The 22,100-nt window shown below is 73.4% G+C and carries 23 protein-coding genes; 10 read left to right on the top strand and 13 right to left on the bottom strand.

All coding sequences use genetic code 11. The features are described 5' to 3' along the window. Positions 1-31 precede the first annotated feature (31 nt). Positions 32-1,570, top strand: coding sequence for a carboxypeptidase-like regulatory domain-containing protein (locus NMK34_RS06165; RefSeq protein WP_318332576.1), 1,539 nt, complete (start codon positions 32-34; stop codon positions 1,568-1,570). Positions 1,571-1,633: 63 nt separating this feature from the next. Here the strand turns inward: NMK34_RS06165 and NMK34_RS06170 are convergent, their stop codons facing one another. The 4 genes from NMK34_RS06170 to NMK34_RS06185 form a co-directional block, all read right to left on the bottom strand. Further along, positions 1,634-2,617, bottom strand: coding sequence for an aldo/keto reductase (locus tag NMK34_RS06170; RefSeq protein ID WP_318332577.1), 984 nt, complete (start codon positions 2,615-2,617; stop codon positions 1,634-1,636). 108 nt (positions 2,618-2,725) lie between these two features. Further along, on the bottom strand, positions 2,726-3,580 hold the full coding sequence (locus NMK34_RS06175; protein WP_318332578.1) for an aldo/keto reductase: 855 nt from the start codon (positions 3,578-3,580) through the stop codon (positions 2,726-2,728). A 114-nt stretch (positions 3,581-3,694) separates the two neighbouring features. Further along, a complete protein-coding gene (locus NMK34_RS06180; protein WP_318332579.1) occupies positions 3,695-4,876 on the bottom strand; it encodes an endonuclease in 1,182 nt (393 codons plus the stop codon). Between the two features lie 40 nt (positions 4,877-4,916). Further along, entirely contained in the window at positions 4,917-5,894 is a 978-nt protein-coding gene (locus NMK34_RS06185) for a LysR substrate-binding domain-containing protein (protein ID WP_318332580.1), read from the bottom strand. A 38-nt stretch (positions 5,895-5,932) separates the two neighbouring features. Here NMK34_RS06185 and NMK34_RS06190 point away from each other — a divergent pair, with 38 nt between their 5' ends. Further along, the gene (locus NMK34_RS06190; protein ID WP_318332581.1) at positions 5,933-6,814 is read left to right on the top strand and encodes a serine hydrolase; all 882 of its coding nucleotides are present in this window, start codon (positions 5,933-5,935) and stop codon (positions 6,812-6,814) included. A 140-nt stretch (positions 6,815-6,954) separates the two neighbouring features. Beyond that, positions 6,955-7,956, top strand: coding sequence for an MBL fold metallo-hydrolase (locus NMK34_RS06195; protein WP_318332582.1), 1,002 nt, complete (start codon positions 6,955-6,957; stop codon positions 7,954-7,956). Between the two features lie 9 nt (positions 7,957-7,965). On the opposite strand, the gene NMK34_RS06200 is transcribed toward NMK34_RS06195, so the two are convergent. The 6 genes from NMK34_RS06200 to NMK34_RS06225 all read right to left on the bottom strand — a co-directional run bounded on the left by NMK34_RS06200 (position 7,966) and on the right by NMK34_RS06225 (position 13,952). Next, positions 7,966-8,721 carry an FkbM family methyltransferase gene (locus tag NMK34_RS06200; protein ID WP_318336282.1) on the bottom strand — a complete coding sequence of 252 codons (756 nt, stop codon included), beginning with the start codon at positions 8,719-8,721 and terminating at the stop codon, positions 7,966-7,968. A 13-nt stretch (positions 8,722-8,734) separates the two neighbouring features. Continuing rightward, the gene (locus tag NMK34_RS06205; protein ID WP_318332583.1) at positions 8,735-10,450 is read right to left on the bottom strand and encodes a sulfatase; all 1,716 of its coding nucleotides are present in this window, start codon (positions 10,448-10,450) and stop codon (positions 8,735-8,737) included. Beyond that, a complete protein-coding gene (locus NMK34_RS06210) occupies positions 10,447-11,268 on the bottom strand; it encodes a CDP-alcohol phosphatidyltransferase family protein (RefSeq protein ID WP_318332584.1) in 822 nt (273 codons plus the stop codon). Before NMK34_RS06210 ends, NMK34_RS06205 begins: the two co-directional genes overlap by 4 nt. Before the next feature lie 295 nt (positions 11,269-11,563). After that, positions 11,564-12,268 (bottom strand): hypothetical protein, encoded by a 705-nt coding sequence (locus NMK34_RS06215; protein ID WP_071096559.1) that lies wholly within the window; start codon positions 12,266-12,268, stop codon positions 11,564-11,566. A gap of 2 nt (positions 12,269-12,270) precedes the next feature. Beyond that, positions 12,271-13,056, bottom strand: coding sequence for a hypothetical protein (locus NMK34_RS06220; protein WP_013474197.1), 786 nt, complete (start codon positions 13,054-13,056; stop codon positions 12,271-12,273). Beyond that, positions 13,053-13,952 carry an ABC transporter ATP-binding protein gene (locus tag NMK34_RS06225; protein ID WP_318332585.1) on the bottom strand — a complete coding sequence of 300 codons (900 nt, stop codon included), beginning with the start codon at positions 13,950-13,952 and terminating at the stop codon, positions 13,053-13,055. Before NMK34_RS06225 ends, NMK34_RS06220 begins: the two co-directional genes overlap by 4 nt. A 132-nt stretch (positions 13,953-14,084) precedes the next feature. Here NMK34_RS06225 and NMK34_RS06230 point away from each other — a divergent pair, with 132 nt between their 5' ends. The 3 genes from NMK34_RS06230 (at position 14,085) to NMK34_RS06240 (ending at position 16,618) form a co-directional block, all read left to right on the top strand. Then, the gene (locus tag NMK34_RS06230; protein ID WP_318332586.1) at positions 14,085-15,323 is read left to right on the top strand and encodes a sensor histidine kinase; all 1,239 of its coding nucleotides are present in this window, start codon (positions 14,085-14,087) and stop codon (positions 15,321-15,323) included. 59 nt (positions 15,324-15,382) lie between these two features. After that, positions 15,383-15,991: a response regulator gene (locus tag NMK34_RS06235; RefSeq protein WP_412098944.1), complete on the top strand. Its 609-nt coding sequence runs from the start codon at positions 15,383-15,385 to the stop codon at positions 15,989-15,991. A gap of 108 nt (positions 15,992-16,099) precedes the next feature. Continuing rightward, complete coding sequence (locus NMK34_RS06240) at positions 16,100-16,618, top strand: hypothetical protein (protein ID WP_318332588.1); 519 nt, start codon at positions 16,100-16,102, stop codon at positions 16,616-16,618. 186 nt (positions 16,619-16,804) lie between these two features. Here NMK34_RS06240 and NMK34_RS06245 read toward each other — a convergent pair whose 3' ends face one another. Next, positions 16,805-17,584, bottom strand: coding sequence for a D-Ala-D-Ala carboxypeptidase family metallohydrolase (locus NMK34_RS06245; protein WP_318332589.1), 780 nt, complete (start codon positions 17,582-17,584; stop codon positions 16,805-16,807). A 257-nt stretch (positions 17,585-17,841) separates the two neighbouring features. Between NMK34_RS06245 and NMK34_RS06250 the strand changes: the two genes are divergently transcribed. After that, positions 17,842-18,483 (top strand): DUF6642 family protein, encoded by a 642-nt coding sequence (locus NMK34_RS06250; protein ID WP_194799524.1) that lies wholly within the window; start codon positions 17,842-17,844, stop codon positions 18,481-18,483. A gap of 31 nt (positions 18,484-18,514) precedes the next feature. Continuing rightward, positions 18,515-18,979, top strand: a complete 465-nt coding sequence (locus tag NMK34_RS06255; RefSeq protein WP_030272926.1) for a PPOX class F420-dependent oxidoreductase — start codon at positions 18,515-18,517, stop codon at positions 18,977-18,979. 31 nt (positions 18,980-19,010) lie between these two features. Here NMK34_RS06255 and NMK34_RS06260 read toward each other — a convergent pair whose 3' ends face one another. Beyond that, positions 19,011-19,652 carry an NAD(P)-dependent oxidoreductase gene (locus NMK34_RS06260; protein ID WP_318332590.1) on the bottom strand — a complete coding sequence of 214 codons (642 nt, stop codon included), beginning with the start codon at positions 19,650-19,652 and terminating at the stop codon, positions 19,011-19,013. Positions 19,653-19,707: 55 nt separating this feature from the next. Next, positions 19,708-20,940 carry a serine hydrolase domain-containing protein gene (locus tag NMK34_RS06265; RefSeq protein ID WP_318332591.1) on the bottom strand — a complete coding sequence of 411 codons (1,233 nt, stop codon included), beginning with the start codon at positions 20,938-20,940 and terminating at the stop codon, positions 19,708-19,710. A 55-nt stretch (positions 20,941-20,995) separates the two neighbouring features. On the opposite strand from NMK34_RS06265, the gene NMK34_RS06270 reads away from it, so the two are divergent. Further along, a complete protein-coding gene (locus NMK34_RS06270; protein WP_013284334.1) occupies positions 20,996-21,589 on the top strand; it encodes a pentapeptide repeat-containing protein in 594 nt (197 codons plus the stop codon). Between the two features lie 54 nt (positions 21,590-21,643). Further along, complete coding sequence (locus NMK34_RS06275) at positions 21,644-22,096, top strand: pyridoxamine 5'-phosphate oxidase family protein (RefSeq protein WP_318332592.1); 453 nt, start codon at positions 21,644-21,646, stop codon at positions 22,094-22,096. Positions 22,097-22,100: the final 4 nt, after the last annotated feature.

Below are 22,100 nucleotides of genomic sequence, written 5' to 3' on the forward strand. Positions count from 1 at the left end.
TTGAGCGCATTGAAACCGAGAGGGGTCCACCGTGTCCATCGTCCGAAGAGTGCTCGGCGCACTCGCCGTGGCGGCCCTGGCCGTCACCGCCGCACCCACCGCCGCCGGTGCGGCGGATCCGGCAGGCGTGCTTCACCTGACCGTGACCAGGCTCGACGGCAGCCCGGCCGCCGGTAACGTCGCCGTGACGGCCGCCGACAGCAGCTACGACAAGGACCTCCTGCCGCTGGACGAGTCCGGGCAGCTCAGCGTGGAGGTGCCGGCCGGCGACTACAAGATCGCTGTCACCCCGGTGTACGGCGACGGCCAGGACGACGAGGTGCTCAGGCAGTGGGTGCCGGGCCGGAGCAGCTGGGCGCAGGCCGGAACGGTCCGGGTGTCCGCGGGGGACACGACGGAGGTCTCCGAGCGCCTGCTCGCGCCCAGTGGGTCGACCCTGCGGGCGCGCGACGCGGTCACCGGCGCCGCGGTCGACGGGGTGTGCGTGTTCCTCGACCCCCGGCGCAATCCGTGCGGCGACACCCGGGTGACCGTCCCGCCGCTGATCCCCGGCCCGCAGGAGGTGTGGGTCTACACCCGGGACGACACCCACCTGCCCCGCTACGCCACGGTGAACGTCCTCGCCGACGGCAGCGGCACCGCCGTGGTCGTCCTGACCCCGGCCGCGAACGTGGTCTCCCGGGTGGTCGACGCGGCGACCGGCGCACCGGTCGCCGGGGCCTGTGTGACGCCGGCGCCCGCCGGTACCGGCGAGCTCCCCGACAACCCGGGACGGTACTGCTCCGACGCCTCCGGGAACGTCCGCGTCGGCCTGGTCGCGGCCGGCTCGTGGAACCTGTTCGCCCGCCCCGCCGGCGGCTCGGCGTACGGCGCGCAGTGGGTCGGCGCGACCGGCGGCACCGGTGACGCGAAGCAGGCCCGTGTGGTCACCCTCCGGGCCGGGCGGACGATCACCGTGCCCCCGATCCGGCTCGACCGCGCCGGTGTCGTCACCGGCACCGTGACCAGCGCGGCCACCGGCAGGCCGGCGACCTCCGGCACCGTGACGCTCGCACCCGAGTCGGGCTTCTTCCCCGATTGGGGTGTGGAGCTGGACGCGCAGGGCCGCTACCGGATCGACTGGCTCGGCCCGTACACCTGGCCGCTGCTGTTCACCACCGCCGACAACGCCACCCAGTGGTCCGGCGGGTTCGCCCTGCGGGGCAAGGCCGTGCCGGTCACGGTCCGGGCCGGCGCCACCACCGTCTACAACCTTGCGGTACGGCGAGGCGTCCTGGTCACCGGCCGGCTCGTCGACCCGGAGGGCCGCCCGGTGGCCGCCGAGCTGACGGTGCGCAACGCGCGTACCCGTGAGGTCATCGGCTGGACGCTGGATCGTGACGGCGAGTACGCGCTGCGCGTGCTCGGCCCCCAGTCGGTCACCGTGGCGTGGCTGTGGACGCCGCCCTACGTCAACTACGCCGGCTGGTACGACGGCGCGGCCCGCCCGGCCGACGCCACCGAGGTGGCCCTGCCGGGCACCGGCACCCTGCGGCTTGACGTCGCTGTCGACCGGTACCCGGCCGGCTGAGCGACACGAGCCGGCCGAGCGGCACGGGCCGGGTGGCGTGTGAGCCACCCGGCCCGGCACCGGTCAGCGGGCCGAGTCCAGCCGGGTCCGCTGCTCGGCGGTCAGTTCCAGGTCGACGGCGGCCAGGCTCTCCTCCAGCTGCGCCACCGAGGAGAAACCGACGAGCGGGATCGACGGGATGTCCCCGCCCGTCAGCCAGGCCAGCACCACCTGGTTGACCGTGGCGCCGGTCTCGGCGGCCACCGCCCGCAACGCCGCCAGCCGGGCCGGGGTGGCGGGAACCACGTACTCCTCGCCGAGCCGCTCCGGCCGGACGTACGCGCCCTTCAGCAGCGGCGAGTACGCGACCAGCGTGAGCTGCGGTTCCGTACGCAGGTAGCTGAGCAGGTCGGGGCCGACCCAGCCGACGTCGCCGTCCGGGTCCAGCTCGCTCGGCACGTCCAGCCGCCGGGGCAGGTAGCTGCGGTGGTACTGGAGCACCTCGTACCCGGGCAGGCCGGCCGCGGCGGCGAGCGCGCGGGCCCGCTCCACCCGCCAGGCGCGGTGGTTGCTGGCGCCCAGTAGCCCGACGGTGCCCTCGGCGACCAGCTCGGCGAAGCCCTCCACGGTCTCCTGCATCGGGATCGTCCGGTCCTCGATGTGGGCGTAGAGCAGGTCGAGCCGCTCGACGCCGAGGCGCTCCCGGCTGCGCTCGGCGGACTCGCGGATCACCTTCGCCGACAGCCCTTCCGGGTTGTCGACGTAGCTGGTGCCGGGGGCGAGCGGACGGGCGCCCAGCTTCGTCGCGATGACCACCTCGTCGCTGATCCCGCGGCTGCGCCGCCAGCGGCCGAGCAGCTCCTCGCTCTCGCCACCCTGGCCCCCGTTGTGCCAGAAGGCGTAGTTGTCCGAGGTGTCGATGAAGGTGCCGCCCGCCTCGACGTACCGGTCGAGGATGGCGAACGAGGTGGCCTCGTCGGTGGCGGTGCCGAACAGCATCGCGCCGAGACTGAGCACGCTGACCTCGCGGCGGGTGGCCGGGTCCGTGCCGATGGTGCGGTAGCGCATGTCTTCCTCCCCGTCGGAGCTTTGCCGGCCACCCTGCCCCTTCGAGTGCGCGCGAAGTCAACAACGGAGGGGCCCCGGGATTCCGGGGCCCCTCCGACGTGCGACTGCTCAGCTCGGGATGTAGTCGAACTCGTCCGGGTTCGGGCCCGTCCGGCCGGCCTCGCCCCGGTCCAGCGAGGTGAGCCGCTCCATCGCGGTGTCGTCGAGCGTGAAGTCGAAGATCGCGAAGTTCTCCTCGATCCGCTTCGGCGTGGTCGACTTCGGGAAGACGATGTCGCCGCGCTGCACGTGCCAGCGCAGCACCACCTGGGCCGGGGTCCGGCCGACCTGCTCGGCCACGTCGACGACTGTCGGGTCGTCGAGCACCTTGCCCTGCGCGATCGGCGACCACGCCTCGGTGAGGATGCCGTGCGCCTTGTCGTACGCCCGCACCTCCTCGTTGCCGAGGTAGGGGTGCGCCTCGATCTGGTTGACCGCCGGCACCACGTCCGCCTCGGCGGCCAGCCGCTCCAGGTGCGCGACCTGGAAGTTGGACACGCCGATCGACCGGACCGTGCCCGCGTCACGCAGCTCCTCCAGCACCTTCCAGGTGGAGACGAAGTCGCCGTCGTAGCGGGTGGGCAGCGGCCAGTGGATCAGGAACAGGTCGAGGTAGTCGAACTTCAGCTCCCGCAGCGACTGCTCGAACGCCTTGCGGGCGTCGTCCGGGCGGTGGAAGCCGTTGTTCAGCTTGCTGGTGACGAAGACCTCGTCGCGGTCCAGCCCGGAGGCGCGCAGCGCCTGACCCACCTCGGCCTCGTTGCCGTACATCTGGGCGGTGTCGATGTGCCGGTAGCCGACCTCCAGCGCGGTGCCGACGGCCCGGACGGTGTCCTTCGGCTCGATCTGGAAGACGCCGAAGCCGAGCTGCGGGATGGTGTTGCCGTCGTTGAGTGCGATGTCCGGAATGCCGTTCTGGGTCATGAGAGCCTCATCTCCGATCGTGCGGCGCCGGGGCGCGTCCGTGCCGACCGCCCCGGCCGTGCCAACCGGATGTCTCTACCCGCTCGCCACGCTTCCTCACATCGGGGACGAGCGTCAACCCCAGATCGACCGCGCCCACTCGGGGTGGTCGACGAACGGGTTGCGGTTGCCCTGCCAGCGCTCGTGGATGCGCTGGTTGCGACGCTTCTCGAAGGCGTCCGGCGGATCCTGGTCGTTCCAGGCCAGCAGCTTCGACAGCCGCCCGAGGCGGGGTGCGGAGCCGTTGGAGACCGAGTCGTTCGGTTCCAGGTCCGGCCAGCCGTCGTCGCCCTCGTACCGGATCGCCATGTAGAGGATCATGCGGGCCACGTCGCCCTTCACCGCGTCGCGCGGCTCGAACGAGTCGGCGTCGGTGTAGCAGCCGGGCGCCTCGGCCACCGTGCCGCCGCCCGAGTCGAAGTCCTTGTTGCCGCGCGACGAGTTGACCGACACGTCCTCCGGGCGCAGGTGGTGCACGTCGGTGCCGGGACCGGTGGCGGTGCCGAAGTCGCCGTGCGACTTGGCCCAGACGTGCTCCCGGTTCCAGTCGTTCGCGCCGCCGCCGTTGCTCGTCTTGCTCTGTGACCGTCCGCTGTAGAGCAGGATCACGTTCGCCGGGTTGGCCGGATCCTGGTCGGTGTCCTTGAGCGCGTCCCACACCTGGTCGTAGCTGAGTTTCGTCTGCACCCTGATGATGCTGTGCAGCGCGGTACGCAGCGCCGGCCCGGTCTTTCCGGCCGCGCTCGCGTAGTACGCGTCCGGCCCGGCGGTGCCGGTCGGGCCCGGGGTCGGGGTCGGCGCGGGACTCGGCGTGGTGCCGCCGCCGAGGCTCATCGCGGTCGGGTTCTTCAGCCCGCCGTGGCTGAAGTACGCGGTGAGCGTGCCGGTCGCTGTCACCTGCCGTCCCCGCAGCGACGGGTTGGTGAGCAGCCCGAAGGTGCTCCGCCAGGCGGCCGTCACCTGCACGTACAGCATCCGGGCGGTGCCGGTCTCGCCGGCCTGGTCGGCGATGGCGATCGCGGTGTCGGCGGTGAAGCCAGAGGTGAGCACCGTGGTGGTGGCGGTGGGCTGGCCGATGACGTAGCCGGTGACGGTGGCCGTCCGGCCGTCCTGGGCGGCGAGGGCCTGCGCCACGGTCAGTGTGGTCGCGGCCGACGCGGCGCCGGTCACGCCGAGTGGGAACGCGACCGCGACGGCGAGCACGACCGCCGCGATCAGCCGCCCGGGTCGCGAGCGGGTGACGCACTTGATATTCATGATCAGCGATGTTAGCCGGAACGGGGTGAACTGCGGGAGGTCAGCGGGCCAACTTTTCGTCCCGGCCGGCCTCGAACAGCACCGGCCACGGCCGGGCCGCCGGGGCGAGGAGCGCCGGCCCGCCCGGTTCGTCGGGCGCGGCGAGCGTCTCGGTGACGAGGTGGCCGAACATCGGCGCGGCCGGGTGCGCCGCACGGATCGGCCAGGCCGCGGAGATCCGCCGGACCAGCGGCGTGCCGGTGATCGGTCGCCACGCGACACGTGGTTCCCGGCGGGCCAGCGCGGCGGGCTCGACAGCGACCGCGCCGCCGGCGAGGAGCAGGCCGAACAGGAACTCCGGGTTGCGCGCAGGGCGGACCCGGGCCGGGGCGAAACCGTGCTGCCGGCACACGTTCAGCAGATGCTCGTGCCAGCCGGGCGCGGTGGCCGGTGGCGCGGTGACCAGGTCCATGCCGGCCAGATCGGCGAGCGCGATCTCCCGCGGCCGGGCCAGCGGCGAGGCCCGGGGCAGCAGCACACCCACCGGTACGTCCACCGGCTCGCCGAAGCGCAGCCCGGCCCCGTCGACCGGATGGTGCAGCAGGCCGACGTCCAGCCGCCCGTCCGCGAGCATCCGGTGCTGCTCGGCGCTCGTCAGTTCGTGCAGGTCGAGGGCGAGCCCGGGCGCGCGGGCCGCGAGCGCGTCGAGCAGCGCGCGCAACGTCACGGCCGGGGTCTCCGGGGGTACGCCGGCGCGCAGCACCCCGAGCGCGCCCCGGCGGACCCGATCGGCGAGGTGACGCAGCCGGCGTTCACCGGCCAGCAGCTCGTCGGCCTCGCCGAGCAGCAACTGGCCGGCGGTGGTGAGGCCGACCTGGCGCTGCGACCTGTCGAACAGGGGGACGCCCAGCTCCCGCTCCAACCGCTGGATCGACTGGCTCAGCGGCGGCTGTGCCATGCCCAGTGTCTCGGCGGCCCGGCCGAAGTGCAGTTCCCGGGCGACCACCACGAAATGCCGCAGGTGCCGCAGCAGGTCCATCCGGGCACCCTAGCGTCGCCGCTGGTTACCGTGTCGGCGTGGATGTGGCGGAACGGGTCGGGGAGATCTTCGGGCGGGCCGGGGTGCGGGGTTGCCTGCACGTCGTGGACGTGGACGACCCGGCCGGCGGTGAGGTGGCGCTGCGGGCCGACGAGCAGATCGTCATCGCCTCCGTCTTCAAGATCATGGTGGTGCTGGAGTTCGCCAGGCAGGCGGCCGCCGGCCAGCTCGACCCGACCGAACGGGTGCTCGTCGGTGCCGCCGACCGGCTCGGCGGCTGGGGTGTGGCCGGCTGCGCCGACGACGTGGAGGTCTCCCTGCGCGACCTCGCGTACCTGGCCATGTCGGTGAGTGACAACACGGCGGCCGACCTGCTGCTGCGCCGGGTCGGGGCGGACGTGCTGCCGATGCTGGCCGCGGAGCTGGACCTGCCGCGTACCCGGATCGTCGGCGGCCCCCGGCAACTGGTCGAGACGATGCTCTCCGACGTGGGCGCACGCACCGAGGCGGACTTCGCGCGGATCTTCCCCACCCTGTCGCCCGAACGGGTCCGCGCGATGCGGGTCTTCGACCCCGAGCACACCAGCTCCAGCACCGCCCGGGAGCTGACCCGGCTGCTCCGTCTGGTGTGGCGGGACGAGGCCGGCCCGGCGCCCGCGTGCGCCATGGTCCGGGAGCTGATGGCACGGCAGCTCTTCTGGACGCGGCTGGCCGCCGGTTTCCCACCCGGGGTCCGGGTCGCCGGGAAGACCGGCACCCTGCCGGGGCTGCACCTCGAAGCGGGCGTCGCGGAGTACCCCGACGGCCGCAGGTACGCGATCGCGGTGGCGGTACGCACCGAACGGCTGGCCGCCCGCCGGATCGACGTGGACCTGGCGATGGGGGAGGCGGCCCGGGCTGCCGTCGATTCGTTGCGTTGATCCGGGCCGGACCATCGGCCTGGCCTGCGGTGATATCGGTCCGGATATCGGTCGTTGCGCTCGTCGATCTTGGACATCGGCGTCGGCGGGGTGGTGGTCTGGGCCTACCGATCACCGATCCCGAACGGGGAGGACGACACATGCCCGAGAACCAGCCGTCCGGCTACGCCCGCCGTCGACTGTTACGCGACACCGCGGTCGGCGCCGCCGCCGTCACCACCGCCGGACTCATCGCCGGCACCCCGGCCCGCGCCGCCGGCCCGAGCCCCGTCGCCGCGCCGAGCCGCGCCGCCGCCGGTACGCGGCGCGGCGGCGCGGTGAGTTTCCGCTGGTGGGGCACCTCCGGCTGGCGGATCGACATCGGGGACCGGACGGTGCTCGTCGACCCGTACCTGAGCCGGTACGACACGGGGCTGTTCCGGAAGCCGTTCAACCCCGACACCCGGCTGACAGTGGCCGCCGACGTGGTCGACCGGCTCGCCGACCGGGCGGAGAACATCTTCGTCACCCACACCCACTGGGACCACTTCAACGACGTGCCGCACATCGCCGCCCGGACCGGTGCCCGGGTCTTCGGCACGCTCACCGCGTATCACCTCGGCCTGGCGTACGGGCTGCCGACCGGGCAACTGGCCCCGGTCAAGGGCGGCGAGGTGCTCGACTTCGACGGGTACACGGTGGAGGTGGTCGGCTCGCTGCACAGCCGGAATCCCACCTGGTCGATGGCCTTCCCGGGGGTGCGGATCAGCCGGCCGCCGCGTCCGGAGACGATCGCCGACCTGCCCGAGGGCGACACGCTGGCGTACCAGATCCGGGTCGACGGCGGCCCGTCCGTGTTCTTCATGGGCGCCAGCGACTTCGACGAGCGCAAGCTGAGCGGGCTCGCCCCGGACGTCGCGATGGTCGCCTCCGCCGCCACCACGGCGACCGCCGACTACGTGCCCCGCCTGATGGCCGCGCTGGACCGTCCGAAGGTCGTGGTGCCGGTGCACTGGGACAACTTCGAGACGGCGCTCACCAACCCGCCGACGGTCGCCGACAGCGACCGGGAACGCCTCGACGCCCTCGTCGCCGAGGTGCGCCGGGTCTCGCCGCGCAGCCGCGTGCTGGTGCCCGAGTACCACACCGCGTACCGATTCTGACGGCGCCGCTCAGGAGGCCGCCAGCCGGGCGTAGACGTCGCCGGAGCGACCGGCCGGGCGGTACGTCTCCAGCAGGCATACCAGCCCGGCCGCGTCCAGCCACCGGTCGCTCGCGAACCGCATTGTCTCCACCGGCGAATAGTTGTAGCGGTAGCCGCCCGCCGTCGCGCCCAGCCGTTCCACGAGCTCCAACGCGGCCAGCGCGGAGTCGTGCGCGGGCGGCAGGTACTCGAAGGACAGCCCGCGCACCGGATGACTCAGCCCGGCCAGCACGTCGACCTCGAAGCCCTCGACGTCCACCTTGCAGAACGCCGGTACGCCGTGCCGCGCGATCAGGTCGTCCAGCGTCACCACCGGCACCTCGACCGACCGGTCCCAGCGGACCCCGGCGAAGCTCGGATCGGCGGTGACCGACTCGATCCACGACGACGACATGGTGGACACCGTCGGTGTCGCCGACGACAGCTCCAGCCGTGCGCTCCCGGGCCGCGCACCGACCGCCGTCGGCTCGATCATCACGTCGGCGTCCCGGCCGAAGCCCAGGCGCAGCACCCGCAGGCAGTCCGGCTGCGGCTCGACCGCGACCACCCGCGCGCCCAGCCGCCGCCAGGTACGCACCCGGCCGCCGACGTGGGCGCCGATGTCGAAGCCGAGGTCGCCGGGGGAGAGGAACTGCCCGTAGAGCTGCCGGGCACGCCGGTGCTTGGCCGGCTGACCGTGGTAGACGGCCAGGGAACGGGTGATCCCCCAGGCCCGCGCGAGCATCGTCACGACATCCCTAACTGTGAGTGGTGGACTTCGGTCCGAACGCGTTCAGGAACCGGTCGCGGAACGACTCCATCGGCCAGACCGGGGCCTGCGGGCCGGGGTTGAGGCCGTCCTGCCAGCCCCACCCGGCGATGCGGTCGAGCACTGCCGGGTCCTTGGCGACGACGGTGATGGGCACGTCCTTGCCGGCGCCCTCGCCGGTGACCGCCCGGGCCGGCTGGTGGTCGCCGAGGAACACGAGCACCAGGTTCTCGTCACCGTACCGCTGCACGTAGGAGATGAGCGTGCGCAACGTGTAGACCACCGACTGCCGGTACGCCTCCCGGGTGCCCTCCGCCGAGCGGTCGGCACGCGCGGTCCCCTTGTAGACCGAGCCGTCGCCGACGTCGTCCCAGTCCACGAGCGGCGGCACCGGCGTCCACGGGATGTGGCTGGACAGCAGCGGGATCTCGGCCATCACCGGTGCGTGCCCGGGTCCGCGCTCGCGGCGCTGGAACGTCGACAGCGTGTACTGGTCCGGGGGTGAGGAGAAGCTGAACAGCGGCCCCCGGTAGTCGAGTTCCTTCATGCCGTACACCTGGTCGGGGGAGAAGAAGTCGGCCTCCGGCCAGGCCCGGGTGAGCGCCGGCATGACCAGCGTGGTCCGCCAGCCGGCGCGCTTGAACGCGCCGTTGAGGGTCAGGTGGTCGCTGCGTACCAGGTTGGTGTAGCGCAACTGGTTGTCCGCCCGGATACCGCTCATCAGCGTGGCGTGCGCGAGCCAGCTCCCGCCGCCGGTGGTGGAGGAGGTGAGGAACGCGCTGCGGCTGCCGTACCCGGCCGCGCGCAACTGCCGGGTCCCCTCGTCCAGGACGGCGTCCACCTCCGGCGCGAGATCCGGGTCCTCCAGCGCGACCCGGCCGTAGCTCTCCACGAACGTGAACAGCACGTCCTTGCCGCGCAGCGCGGTCAGCAGTTCGTCGCCCGGCACGTTCTGGAACGGGTCGCCGGCGAGCTGCGTGTTCAGCGTCTCCTGGTCGTTGAGGCCCGCCCGTACCTGCCGGGCCCGGTCGTAGAGACCGGCCGCCACCGTGTCGGCGGCGACCGGGACGCCCGGCACGATCTGCGCGCCGAGCACGGCGCAGACCACCCAGGCGGCGGCGAGCGCGGTGGTCGCGCGCGCGGAGACCACCCGGTGGCCGGCCACCACCCGGGCCAGCCGCCGCGCCGACAGCGTCACCAGCAGCGGTACGGCGAGAACGGCGACCACTGCCAGCGCCACCGCACCCACCTCGGCGGCCCGGCCGTACGACTCGGACAGGAACTCCGCGCCCGCGCCGAGGAACGTCCAGTCGGCGATCAGGTCGAAGGGGCGGTCCAGGACCAGCGAGAACCCGAGGTCGGCGACCTTGAGGACGAGGACCAGGCCGAGCAGCGCGCCGAGGATCGTGGCCACCACCCGGCGCGGCCGCGGCGGCAGGACCAGCAGCAGGGCGACGGCGATCAGCCCTTCCACCGGGATGCGCAGGAACGCGCCGGGGCTGAACTCGTTGACGTCGCTCGGCGCGACGAGTGCCACCAGCACGAGCGCGGCGGCCAGCGCGGTGACAGTCGCGGCGAGCAGCCGCCGGGCGCGCGGTCGCCCGGGCACCGCAGCATCGTCGGTCGTGGTGCCGGCGTCGTTGTCGTCGGTCGCGGTGCCGTTCGGGGCGTCGTCGCCGTCCGCCCGGCGGGACAGGTCGGTCACGGGCGTCGCCCGCCGACCTCGGCGGGCTGGCGCGCGATCCGCACGCCCGGCGTCCACTCGGAGCGGTGACCGGCGGGCGCGGGGGACACCGGCGCGGCCGGGAGCGCCACCGGGCGTCGCCGCGACGGTACGCGGTGCCGCCACAACCAGGCGACGTCACGGCCGAACGACTCGACGAGCATCGCGAGCGCGCCGAGAAGCACCGCGACGGCGAGCAGCCGGGGCAGGACGCCCGCCGCCACCACCGCCAGGGCGATGCCCTGCGTGGCGGCGACCACCTTGCGCCAGTAGCGCGGCGGCAGTGAGCCGCGCATCCACGGCAGCACCCAGCCGGCGGCGACGAAGACGTACCGCATCGCGCCGATCACCAGCACCCAGGCGCCCACCTGGTCGGCGACGTACCCGCAGAGGACCAGGACCAGGAAGGAGTCGACCTCCATGTCGAACCGGGCCCCGAGCGCGCTCACCGTGCCGGTACGCCGGGCCACCTGCCCGTCGACCCAGTCGAGCGACAGCGCCACCGCGCTCAGCACGACGAGCACCGGTACCACGATCGGCTCGCGGAACGAGTCGACGGTGAGAGCGGCCACGCCACCGGCGAGCGTCGCCCGGGTGAGCGTCACCCAGTCGGCCGGGCCGAGCCGGTCCGCACCCGAGCGGCGCAGCCCGTATCCGAGCGCCGCGACCGTCACCACCCCGAAGAGCAGACCGGCAAGCCAGCCGTACGCGCTCAGGCCGACCGTGCCGGCCAGGGCCGCGAGTACGCCGACCTGGAGAATCGCCCCCGCGAATGGATCAGTTCGAAGTGCGGACACCATGCCTCCGAGGTAGACGTCACGAACCACACGTGTGTACGGAGAACATGCCCGAACAGTTCGTTCTGATGCCGGAAACGCGCCAGCGGATGTGGCATGTCACGTCTGCCGGCGCGGCGGCGCGCGGTCAGCGGGGCGTGCCGGCGGTGTCCCCGTCGCGCCGGGCCGGCGCCGAACCGTAGCCACGTCACCGGGGCGAGGAACGTGATCGGCCAGATCGAGAAGATCACGTCGCCGTGACCCCGCCATGGACGAACGTAGATCCTTCGACGCGAAGATCGCAGCGCGACGGCGGCGGTCACCCCGGCGGCGGGCCGGCGACCAGCCGCCAGTACTGCCGCTTGCCCTCATCGCGGACCACCACGCCGAGCCGGGCCAGTTCCCCGTGCAGCTCCCGGGTCTCGGCGTCGTGGCCGCCGTCGAGCGCCCGCTGCCGGGCGCGCAACAGGGCGTCCGCGCCGGACGGCAGGCCGGGCAGCCCTTCCACCCACCGCCGGTACGCGTCCCGGTGCGGGTCCTGCCCGGTCCACGGCCAGCCCTGCCTGGTGAACGCCTCCTGCAGCCGCTCGGCGTCCAGGTCGGACTTCTCCCGGGCCAGCTCGCCACCGGCGGTGTCCAGCAGCACCAGCGCCTTGCCGTCGACGAACACCCCCGCAACGTCGGCGCGCGCCAGGTCCCGGCCGTGCCCGTCGCGGTGCAGCCGTACCGTCCGGTGCCCGACCGTGACGGTCAGCCGCTCGCGGACCGCCACCACCGCCAGGAACAGGCCGCCGAGCAGGCCCACCCCGGCCCCGATCGGGTACGCCCGATCGTCCGGCCACCGGTCGAGCAACTCGAACAGGCCCTGGAACGGGAACCAGGCCAGCCCGGCGATCCAGCCGGACACCGCGGTCAGCCCGGCGCCCAGCCCCGCCCCGAGCAGCGGGAACCCCGCCCACATCAGCACCAGCTCGCCGCGTCCGCCGTCGACCACGACGTCCTCGCCGGGTTGCCATGCGGTCACTGTCAGGACACCTCCCGGCGCATGGTGCGCACCAGACCGGCGACCAGCGGCAGGAGCACCCAGACGGCGAGTGAGACGCCGAGCCGGCCCCACTGCCCGCCGTTCATCTCGGCGCCGAGCAGCGGCTCCATCGTGTACGACGTGTCCAGCCAGCGGGCCGGCTCACGCAGCGCGGAGATCATCGCGGCGAGCAGGCTCCACACCGTGGGCAGCAGCAGGTAGGTGACGATCGCCAGCGGCGTGTTCAGCAGCAGCAGGCCGAAGGCGGCGCCCATCAGCACGCTCGCCACCTGGAACACCGCCGCGTGCGGCAGCAGTTGCCAGTCGAACGTCCAGGCGCCCGCCCCGCCGGTGACGCGGGCGGCGAGCGTGCCGGCGGCGGCGACGGCCAGGCTGACGAGCACCGAGGCGAGCGCGGCGAGCACCACCGCTGCGAGTTTGGCGACGATCACCCGCTCGCGGCGGGGCACCAGCGCGAACGTGGTGAGCGCGCTGCGCTGCGACCACTCGCCGGTGATGGAGAGGATGCCGAGCACCGGCAGCAGCAGCCCGACCGGCAGCAGCGACGGCGTGAAGAAGGCGGTGAACGTCTGGTCCGGCGCGTCGACGACGAACAGCTGCACCACCACGATCGCGGCGGCGATCAGCCCGATCGTGATCAGCAGCCAGCGTCCGGCGCGGGTGTCGGCGAGCTTGCGCAGCTCCACGGCGGTCAGCCGGGCCAGCGAGGGACCGGCGACGGCCGGCTCGTGCCGCGGCCGGGCGGTCGGAACGGCAGTGGTGGTCATCGGACGGCCTCCTTGGTCGACGCGCCGGCGGTGAGGGTGAGGAAGAGCTGCTCCAGGCCGCCGCTGCCGGCCGGGCGCAGTTCGGTGAGGACCAGTCCGGCGTCCGCCGCGGCCTGACCGACCCGGCCCGGCTCGGCCCGGACCACGAAGCCGCCGTCGGTGCCGGCGGTGGCGGGCAGCGCGGCCCGGTCCAGCGTCAGGCGCAGGGCGTGCGGGTCGCGGGCGCGCACGAGCGTGCCAGCACCGGCGAGCAGCTCGTCCTTGCCGCCCTGGGCGACCACCCGGCCGCCGCCGATCACCACCAGCCGGTCGGCCACCGCCTCCACCTCGCGCAGCAGGTGCGAGGAGAGCAGCACCGTGCCGCCCCGGTCGGCGAAGTCGCGCAGCAGGCCGCGCATCCAGAAGATCCCCTCCGGGTCGAGGCCGTTCGCCGGCTCGTCCAGGATCAGGACCCGGGGGTCGCCCAGCAGCGCCAGCGCCAGGCCGAGCCGCTGCCGCATGCCCAGGGAGTACGCGCCGACGCGGCGCCGGGCCGCGGTGTCGTTCAGCCCGACCTGGTCGAGTACCGCCGCCACCCGTCCCCGGTCCACGCCCATGGTCCGGGCGGCGAGGGTGAGCGTCTCCCGCCCGGTGCGCCCGGCGTGCTGCGCCGAGGCGTCGAGCAGCACGCCGATCTCCCGCCCCGGATTGGGCAGGTGCCGGTAGGGGCGGCCGCCGACTGTGGCGCCGCCCGAGGTGGGCGGCGTCATCCCGCAGATCATCCGCATCGTGGTGGACTTCCCGGCGCCGTTCGGCCCGAGGAAACCGGTCACGGTACCCGCTTCGCACCGGAACGTGACGTCCTCGACTGCGGTGTGCGGGCCGTACCGCTTGGTGAGCTGGTCGACTTCGATCATGCCGTCGAGCCTGCCGGGGCCACCCGGTCACGCGCTGCGGCCGGCGGTCTGCGCCGCCGTCGACCTCGGTTCACCGCAGGCGTCGACTTTGGTAGCTGGTAGCCGGGCCGGAGGGCTTCCTAGCATGGACGGGTGACCAGCGCCGCCGTACCCGATCATCCCTGGCTCCTGCCGGGCTCCCTGGTGCCCGCCCGAGCCGCCCGGCGGACGCCGCGGGACTGGTTCGTGGACGGCATGCTGTTCGTGGCCTCGCTGCTCTGGGTGCTGATCGCGCACGGCGACGTCACCAGCGCCACTCCGGAGTTCGGCCTCAACGCCGGTCCGGCGTGGCTGGAGGAGGCCGACCTGCTCATCGGCCTGCTCGTCAGCGGCGCGCTCTGGCTGCGCCGCCGCTGGCCGGTCGGGCTGGCGGTGGCCACCGCGCCGCTCATGCTCTTCTCGGTGACCGGCGGCGTCGCGTTGCTGATCATCATGTTCACCGTCCTGGTCCACCGGCCGCTGCCGGTGGGCCTGGCGCTGGTGGCCTGGCAACTGTTGAGCCTGCCGGTCTACCTCGCGGTCCGGCCCGACCCGACGCTGCCGGTCTGGGCCTCCGCCGTGTGGACCGGGCTGTTCATCTGCGTGGTGGTGGCGTGGGCGCTGTTCGTCAGGGCCCGCCGCCAGCTCGTGCTGTCCCTGCGGGACCGGGCCGAGCGGGCCGAGGCCGAGCAGCAACTCCGGCTCGACCAGGCCCGGCAGCTCGAGCGCGGCCGGATCGCCCGGGAGATGCACGACGTGCTCGCCCACCGGATCTCCCTGCTCAGCCTGCACGCGGGCGCGCTGGAGTTCCGGCCGGACGCGCCGCCGGAGGAGGTGGCGCGGGCGGCCGGGGTGATCCGGGCCAGCGCGCACGCCGCGCTCCAGGACCTGCGCGAGGTGATCGGCGTGCTGCGGGCCGAGGTCGGCTCCGAGGCCACGCCGGAACCGCCGCAGCCGACGCTGGCCGACGTGCCCGCGCTGGTCGCCGAGAGCCGCGACGCCGGGGTACGGGTCACCGTGGTCGACGAGGTCGCCGAGCCGGAGGCGGTGCCCGCGGCGATCGGGCGCAGCGCGTACCGGATCGTGCAGGAAGGGCTGACGAACGCCCGCAAGCACGCACCCGGCGCGGTGGTGACGGTCCGGCTGGCCGGCGGCCCGGGGGACGGGCTTGCGGTGGAGATCCACAACCCGAGGCCGGTCGGCGCCTCGCCCACCGCCATTCCCGGCGCCGGCACCGGGCTGGTCGGGATCGCCGAGCGGGTCACGCTCGCCGGTGGCCGCCTCGAACACGGGCGGGACGCCGACGGCGGGTTCCGGCTGACCGCCTGGCTGCCCTGGGCGGCGACACAGTGAGCGCGCCGGTGCGGGTGCTGATCGTCGACGACGACCCGCTGGTCCGCGGCGCGCTGTCGATGATCCTCGGCGGCGTACCCGACCTGGCGGTGGTCGGCGAGGCCACCGACGGCGCCGAGGTGCCGGCGGCGGTCGCCGCGTACGCCCCCGACGTGGTGCTGATGGACATCCGCATGCCCCGGGTGGACGGGCTGGCCGCCACCGAGGCGCTGCGTGCCACAGCGGAACCGCCCGAGGTGCTGGTGCTCACCACGTTCGACGCCGACGAGCAGGTGCTGCGGGCGCTGCGCGCCGGGGCGAGCGGCTTCCTGCTCAAGGACACCCCGCCGGCCGAGATCGTGGCGGCGGTACGCCGGGTCGCGGCGGGCGAGGCGACGCTGTCGCCGGCGGTGACCCGCAAGCTCATCGCGCACGTCACCGGCACCGCGCCGGTGGCGAGCCCGGACCCGAAGCGGGAACGGTCGGTACGGCTGCTCGACGGGCTCTCCGAGCGCGAGCGGGAGGTCGCGGTACTGCTCGGCCGGGGCCGGACCAACGCGGAGATCTCCGCCGAGCTGTTCATGAGCGTGGCGACGGTGAAGGCGTACGTGTCGCGCCTGCTGACGAAGCTCGACCTGAACAACCGCGTGCAGGTGGCTCTGCTGGTCCAGGACGCCGGCCTGGTCTGACGCGCCGCGTGGCGGGATTGAACTGCTGCCGTTTCCCGGCCGTACCAGTGGTCGAGGATGTGGTGCGGCCGTTCCGCCGTACCGCTGCCGAGCTGCGGGAGGCCTGCCGTGCGAGTTGGTGAGCAGTCGACGGATCCCATCGACCAGATCCTGGGCGAGGTGCCGGTACCGGCACCGTTGACCCCCGAGGACGTCCGCCTCGCGGTCCGGGCGGTGGTGGTGCACGCCGCCGAGGAGTGGCCCGCGGGGCCGAAGTGCCGCAACGACGGGTCGTCGTTCCCCTGCCGGTTGCACCGCTGGGGCCGGCGGGTGCTGGAGACACACGGTCTCAACGACCGTCAGATCGACGCGCTGATCCGGCACGGCAACCCGTTCGTGCACGTACCCTTCCCGTTCGTGCTGAGCGGCCCGTCCGGCGCCCGTCCGGCCACCGGCCAGGCCGGACGTCCGGTGCCGGGACAGCCGGCGCGGACGGTGCCGGGGCAGGCCGTCCGCCCCGCCGCTGCGGCTCAGGCGGCGCGCGGTCCGGTCCCGCGGGTCGCCGCGCCGCCGGTCCGGCCCGGTCTGCGGCCCGTCGCCGCCCGGTCGGCTCCGACCACCCGGCCCCGCTGGCCCCGGGCGAGCTGACTCCCGCCGCCCGGTTCCGGGCGGACCGCCTGCCTCCGGGCCACCGGCCCGGGGTGAGCTGACGCCCGGCGCCCGGTTCCGGTCGCGTCGACGCCCCGTCGCGGAGCGGCGTCGGTCGTGCCGGAGCATGCCGACGGCGGCCCGGCCGGGGAGCCCCCACCCCCGTGCCGGGCCGCCGTCACCGCCTTACTTCACTCCGCAGTCCGGGGCGGACCAGTCCCTGGTGTTCGGCGCCTTGTCCCGGTTGTTCTCCCGCCGCGAGTCCACGTGCGTGTGGTCGTCGTGGTCCGGGTAGCCGGGCCCGTAGATGCCGCTGAAGCCCTGGTCACGGGCGGATCGGGCGATGTCGCAGAGGCTGCGGTGCTTGGCGATCAGGTCGGCCGCGGTGCCGTAGAGGTGCTGGCTGTCCGCGGCGCCGCCGACCTGCCGGTTGCAGGCGATGCTGCGGAACCCGCTGGTCACGTAGAGCGGCTTGTCGCCGAGGCTGCGCCGCAGCGCCTCCAGCTTCCACATGGTGCGCAGCGCGTTCTCCCGGGTGGCCGACGAGGAGAGCGGGCCACCGGCCCACCCGCCCTTGCCGCAGCCGTTGTCCAGCTCGGCGTAGCTGAAGTGCTTCGGCGTGCAGTCGCTGTCCTTCTGCAGGTCGTAGATCTTGGCGAACGTCTGCGGCCCGGCCACGCCGTCGGCGCGCAGCCCGTACGCGGCCTGGAAGCGCTTGACCGCGGCGGCCGTCTCCGGGCCGTACACGCCGTCGACCCGGACGATGCCGCCGTCCGCGGCCCAGCCGGCCACCCGGATCTGGAGCTGCCGGACCTCGGCGCCGGAGCTTCCCTGGGACAGCGTCCGGTTCCAGGTGTAGCAGCCGTCGGCGTGCGCCGGTGGCGCGGCCACGACTGTCGCCACGGCGGCCCCGGGCAGGGCCAGCGCGAACGCGACCGCCGCCCGCTTCAGGGTGTTGACGCGCACAGAGTCCTCCCGATGTCAGAGCGGAACTGGGGTTGGACGGGCACATCGACCGGTACGTCCCGTCTCTCTCACCGTGACAGGTGAGAGGATTCTTCGTGGTGATTAGCCGAAATTGTTCTCACATCAGGCGGTTCCTGGATATCGGCTGTGAATAGTGCCTGTTTGCGAACGCGGCGCCGGGTGTCGCCCGTCGGAGGTGGGCGGTAACGTCTGCTCCCGGACCCGGGCGGCGACCTCGACGGGCGGGGAGGTGGGTGTTGGCGCGTGGCGGCGTGTTCTGCGTCGAGGGGCAGTGGCACCGCGACCTCAACGAACGAGGATCCGTCCTGCCCACGCTCGACCTGCTCGAACGACTCGGTCGCATCCGCTACATCCACAAGGACGCGGCCACCCGCGACGAGCTGTTCTACTTCGTCGACAGGTGGCTGCTCAAGCAGTACGCGGACCACCGGGTGGGCTTCTTCGCCATGCATGGCGAGCCGAGCCGGCTCTGCCTCACCGACTGGGACTCGGTCGAGCTGTCGGACGTGGCCGAGCGGATGGCCGGCCGCTGCGAGGGCCGCCGCCTCTACTTCGGCAGTTGCTCGGTGCTGCGCGCCTCCGACGCCACGCTGCGCGAGTTCCTCGACGTCACCGGCGCGGCGCTGATCTGCGGCTTCACCCGCGAGGTCGACTGGGTCGAGTCGGCCGCCTTCGAGACGGTGCTGCTCGACGTGCTCGCCAACGGCCAGCGCCACAACGCCGCCGAGGTGCGGATGCGCTCGGCGCACTGGGCGCCGCTCGCCGCGTACCTCGGTTTCCGGGTCATCTACGCCAACGGCCGTGCCTGGCGGCCCTCGGCCCGCCCGCGCGTGCCCGAGCAGGTCCCGGCGCAGCGGTCCGCCGGGCGTCCGCGCTGAGAACGACGGGCGTGCCTGGTAGAACCGAGGCATGGCACGCAGCATCGCGAAGAACACCCGGGTCGACCGGGACGCCCTGATCGAGTTCCTCCGCCCCCGCCACCACGTCGTGCTGATGACCACCCGCTCCGACGGGCGCCCGCAGTCCTCCCCGGTGGCCTGCGGCGTGGACGCCGAGGGCCGCCTGGTGATCTCCACCTATCCCGAGCGCGCCAAGGTCGCCAACATCCGCCGCGACCCGCGCGTCTCCGCGTGCGTGCTGTCCGACGACTGGAACGGCCCGTGGGTGCAGGTCGACGGCGTGGCCGAGGTGCTCGACCTGCCCGAGGCGCTGGAGCCGCTGGTCGAGTACTTCCGCAGCATCTCCGGCGAGCACCCGGACTGGGACGAGTACCGGTCGGCGATGGTCGCGCAGGGCAAGTCGCTGATCCGCGTCACCATCGAGTCGTGGGGCCCGATCGCCACCGGCGGCTTCCCCGCCCGGCTGGCCGATTGAACCAGTACCGGCTGAACCAGTACGCGCCGGGTCAGTACGCGACGGTGAACCGGGCGTTGCCGAACCGGGTATCCTCGATCTCGTCGACGATCGCCACCGCCAGATCCTCGTAGGTGAGCACCGAACGGCCCTGCGCGTCGGTCACCGGATGGTCGGTGCCGGTGCGGTAGTGGCCGGTCCGCTCACCCGGGTGGAACTCCAGCGGCGGCGGCGAGACGTACGTCCAGGTCACCCCGTCCGCGCTGGTGCGGTAGAACTCCAGCGCGTCGGCTTGGCCGTGCGCCGAGTCCCGGTACTCCTCCGGGAAGTCCGGCTCGTCCAGGTAACGGGTGCCCTTCGGCGTGAGCAGCGTCGAGCCGCCGCCGACGTGGATCACCCGAGGTGGGTCCGGCAGCTTACGCAACGTGTCGACCAGTGTCCGCGCGGCGTCGCGCCACAGGTTCCGCTCACCGCCGCCGATGGCCACCACCAGCACGTCCGCGTCCTCGGCCAGTTCGCGTACGCTCCGCGCCGAGGTGGCGTCGCCGGTCACCGTGCGTACGCCGGGGGGTAGGTAGCCCACCGCCTCCGGACGCCGCACCGCCGCTGTCACCCGGTGTCCCCGCTCGACCGCCTCGGCCGCGATCCGCGAACCTGCCGTCCCGCCGGCGCCGAACACGACGATGTCGCTCATGCCTCACAGGCTAGGCAGCCCACCGGCGGGCGGCGGGACGTTCCGCCGAACCGGCTCAGTCGACGATCGCCGAGTAGACGAGCTGGCGCAACTGGCTGCGCAGCGGGTACGTGCTCGACGGCATCAGCTGGGTGAACAGCAGCGCGGTGACCTCCTCCACCGGGTCCACCCAGAACGCGGTGCTGGCCAGGCCACCCCAGTAGAACTCGCCGACGCTGCTGGGCACCCGCGACGGCACCGGGTCCAGCACCACCGCGAAGCCCAGCCCGAAGCCGATCCCGTCGAGGATCGTCTCGGCGAAGCCCTCCGGCGAGAACGAGGCCAGGTCCCGGTTGCCCGGCAGGTGGTTGCGCGTCATGAAGCGCACCGTGCGCGGGCCGAGCAGGCGGACCCCGTCCAGCTCGCCGCCGCGCAGCAGGAACTGGGTGAACCGGTGGTAGTCGGCCGCCGTGGAGACCAGGCCGCCGCCGCCGGAGTGCCAGGTCGGCTCCGCCAGCGCGGCCCGGCCCACCCCGTCGGCGCGTACCGCCTGGCCGGTGGCCGGGTGCGGGGCGTAGAGCGCGGCCAGGCGCTTCGCGTCCGCCGCGTCCACCCACCAGCGGGTGTCGGTCATGCCCAGCGGGCCCAGGATCCGCTCGGCGAAGAACGCGTCCAGCGACTGCCCGGAGACCACCTCGATCAGGCGGCCCAGCACGTCGGTGGAGACGCCGTAGTTCCAGCTCGTGCCGGGCTGGAACAGCAGCGGCAGCCGGGCCAGCCCGGCCGAGGCCGCCGCCAGGTCCGCGCCCGCCGGCACGCCCAGGTCGAAGCCCGCCGCCCGGTACAGGCCGTCGACCACCGACACCTGGGCGAAGCCGTACGTCAGGCCGGCCGTGTGGGTGAGCAGGTGCCAGATCCGGATCGGCTCGACCGCCGGCACGGTGTACGGCTTGAGCACCGAACCCCGGTCGTAGACGCGTACGTCGGCGAACTCCGGCAGCCAGCGGCTGACCGGGTCGTTCAGCTCGAACCGGCCCTCCTCCCAGAGCATCATCGCCGCGACCGAGGTGATCGGCTTGGTCATCGAGTAGATGCGCCACAGCGTGTCCGGCTCGACCGGCGTGCCGGCCTCCCGGTCCCGCAGCCCGTACGCCGAGGAGTGGGCGACCTCGCCGCGGCGGGTGACGACGATCTGCCAGCCGGCGAGCCGGCCGTCGTCGACGTACCGGGCGAAGTGATCGTCGATCCGCGCCAGCCGGGCGGAATCGAAGCCGACGTGGCCGGGGTCGGTGCTCACCGTGACACTCACGACGCGAACCTACCCGCCGGTACCGCGGCCGGGAAGTGTCACTACTGTCGGTGGCATGCCCGAGCCGGTCGAGGACGTCACCTACCGCCAGCAGGACTGGTACGCCGAGGAGCTGGCCGACCGGCACTTCGTACGATGCGAGTTCTTCCACGTGGACCTGACCGAGGCGGTCAGCCGGGGCGCGGTCTTCACCGACTGCGTGTTCGGCAATGTGGCGTTCAACGCCTCCCGGCACACCGACTCGGCGTTCACTAGGTGCTCGTTCAGCAAGTGCAACCTCTTCGAGGCCGAGTTCACCGGCTGCAAGCTGGTCGGCAGCACGTTCGACCGCTGCGACCTGCGCCCGCTGCGGGTCGACCGGGGCGACTGGTCCTTCGTCACGCTCGCCGGCGCAGACCTGCGCGGGGCGCGGATCACCGACGTACGGATGCGCGAGGTCGACCTGACCGGCGCCGATCTGACCGGCGCGACGCTGACCGGCGTGGACCTCTCCGGCGCCCAGTTGCACGCCGCCAAGCTGATCCGGGCCGACCTGCGCGGCAGCGACCTGTCCGCGCTCGACCCGACGGCGGTGCAGCGTTCGGGCGCGCGGATCGACGCCGAGCAGGCGGTGATGCTGGCTCAGGCGCTCGGCTTCCAGGTGGGCTGAGTCCGCCGGGAAATGTGCCGCGGGTTGTCAGGTTTTCCGGACACACTCGGGCGCATGACATGGTGGTCCGATCTGGTGGCGGCGGAACCCGAGTTCGCGGCGCGGGTGCGCGCCCGCTTCGCGGTCCGCAAGCACGGCACGATGGCGACCCTGCGGCGGGACGGCTCGCCGCGGATCAGCGGCACCGAGTTCGACTTCGGCGACGACGGGCAGTTGCGGCTGGGCAGCATGGCAGGCGCGGTGAAGGCGCTGGACCTGCTCCGTGACCCCCGGGTGGCGCTGCACAGCCCGACCGAGGACACCCCGCCGGACGCCCCGTCCACCTGGGACGGGGACGCGAAGATCGCCGGCCGGGCGCACGAGGAGCCGCCCGCCGAGGACGGCTCGCACAGCTTCCGGATCGAGCTGACCGAGGTGGTGCTCACCCGGGTGGGCGACCCACCCGACCACCTCGTGATCGAGAGCTGGCACCCCACCCGAGGCCTCCAGCGCCGAACCCGCCACTGACCCA

Source organism: Micromonospora sp. BRA006-A, assembly GCF_033433935.1.
GTDB classification, from domain to species: domain Bacteria; phylum Actinomycetota; class Actinomycetes; order Mycobacteriales; family Micromonosporaceae; genus Micromonospora; species Micromonospora aurantiaca.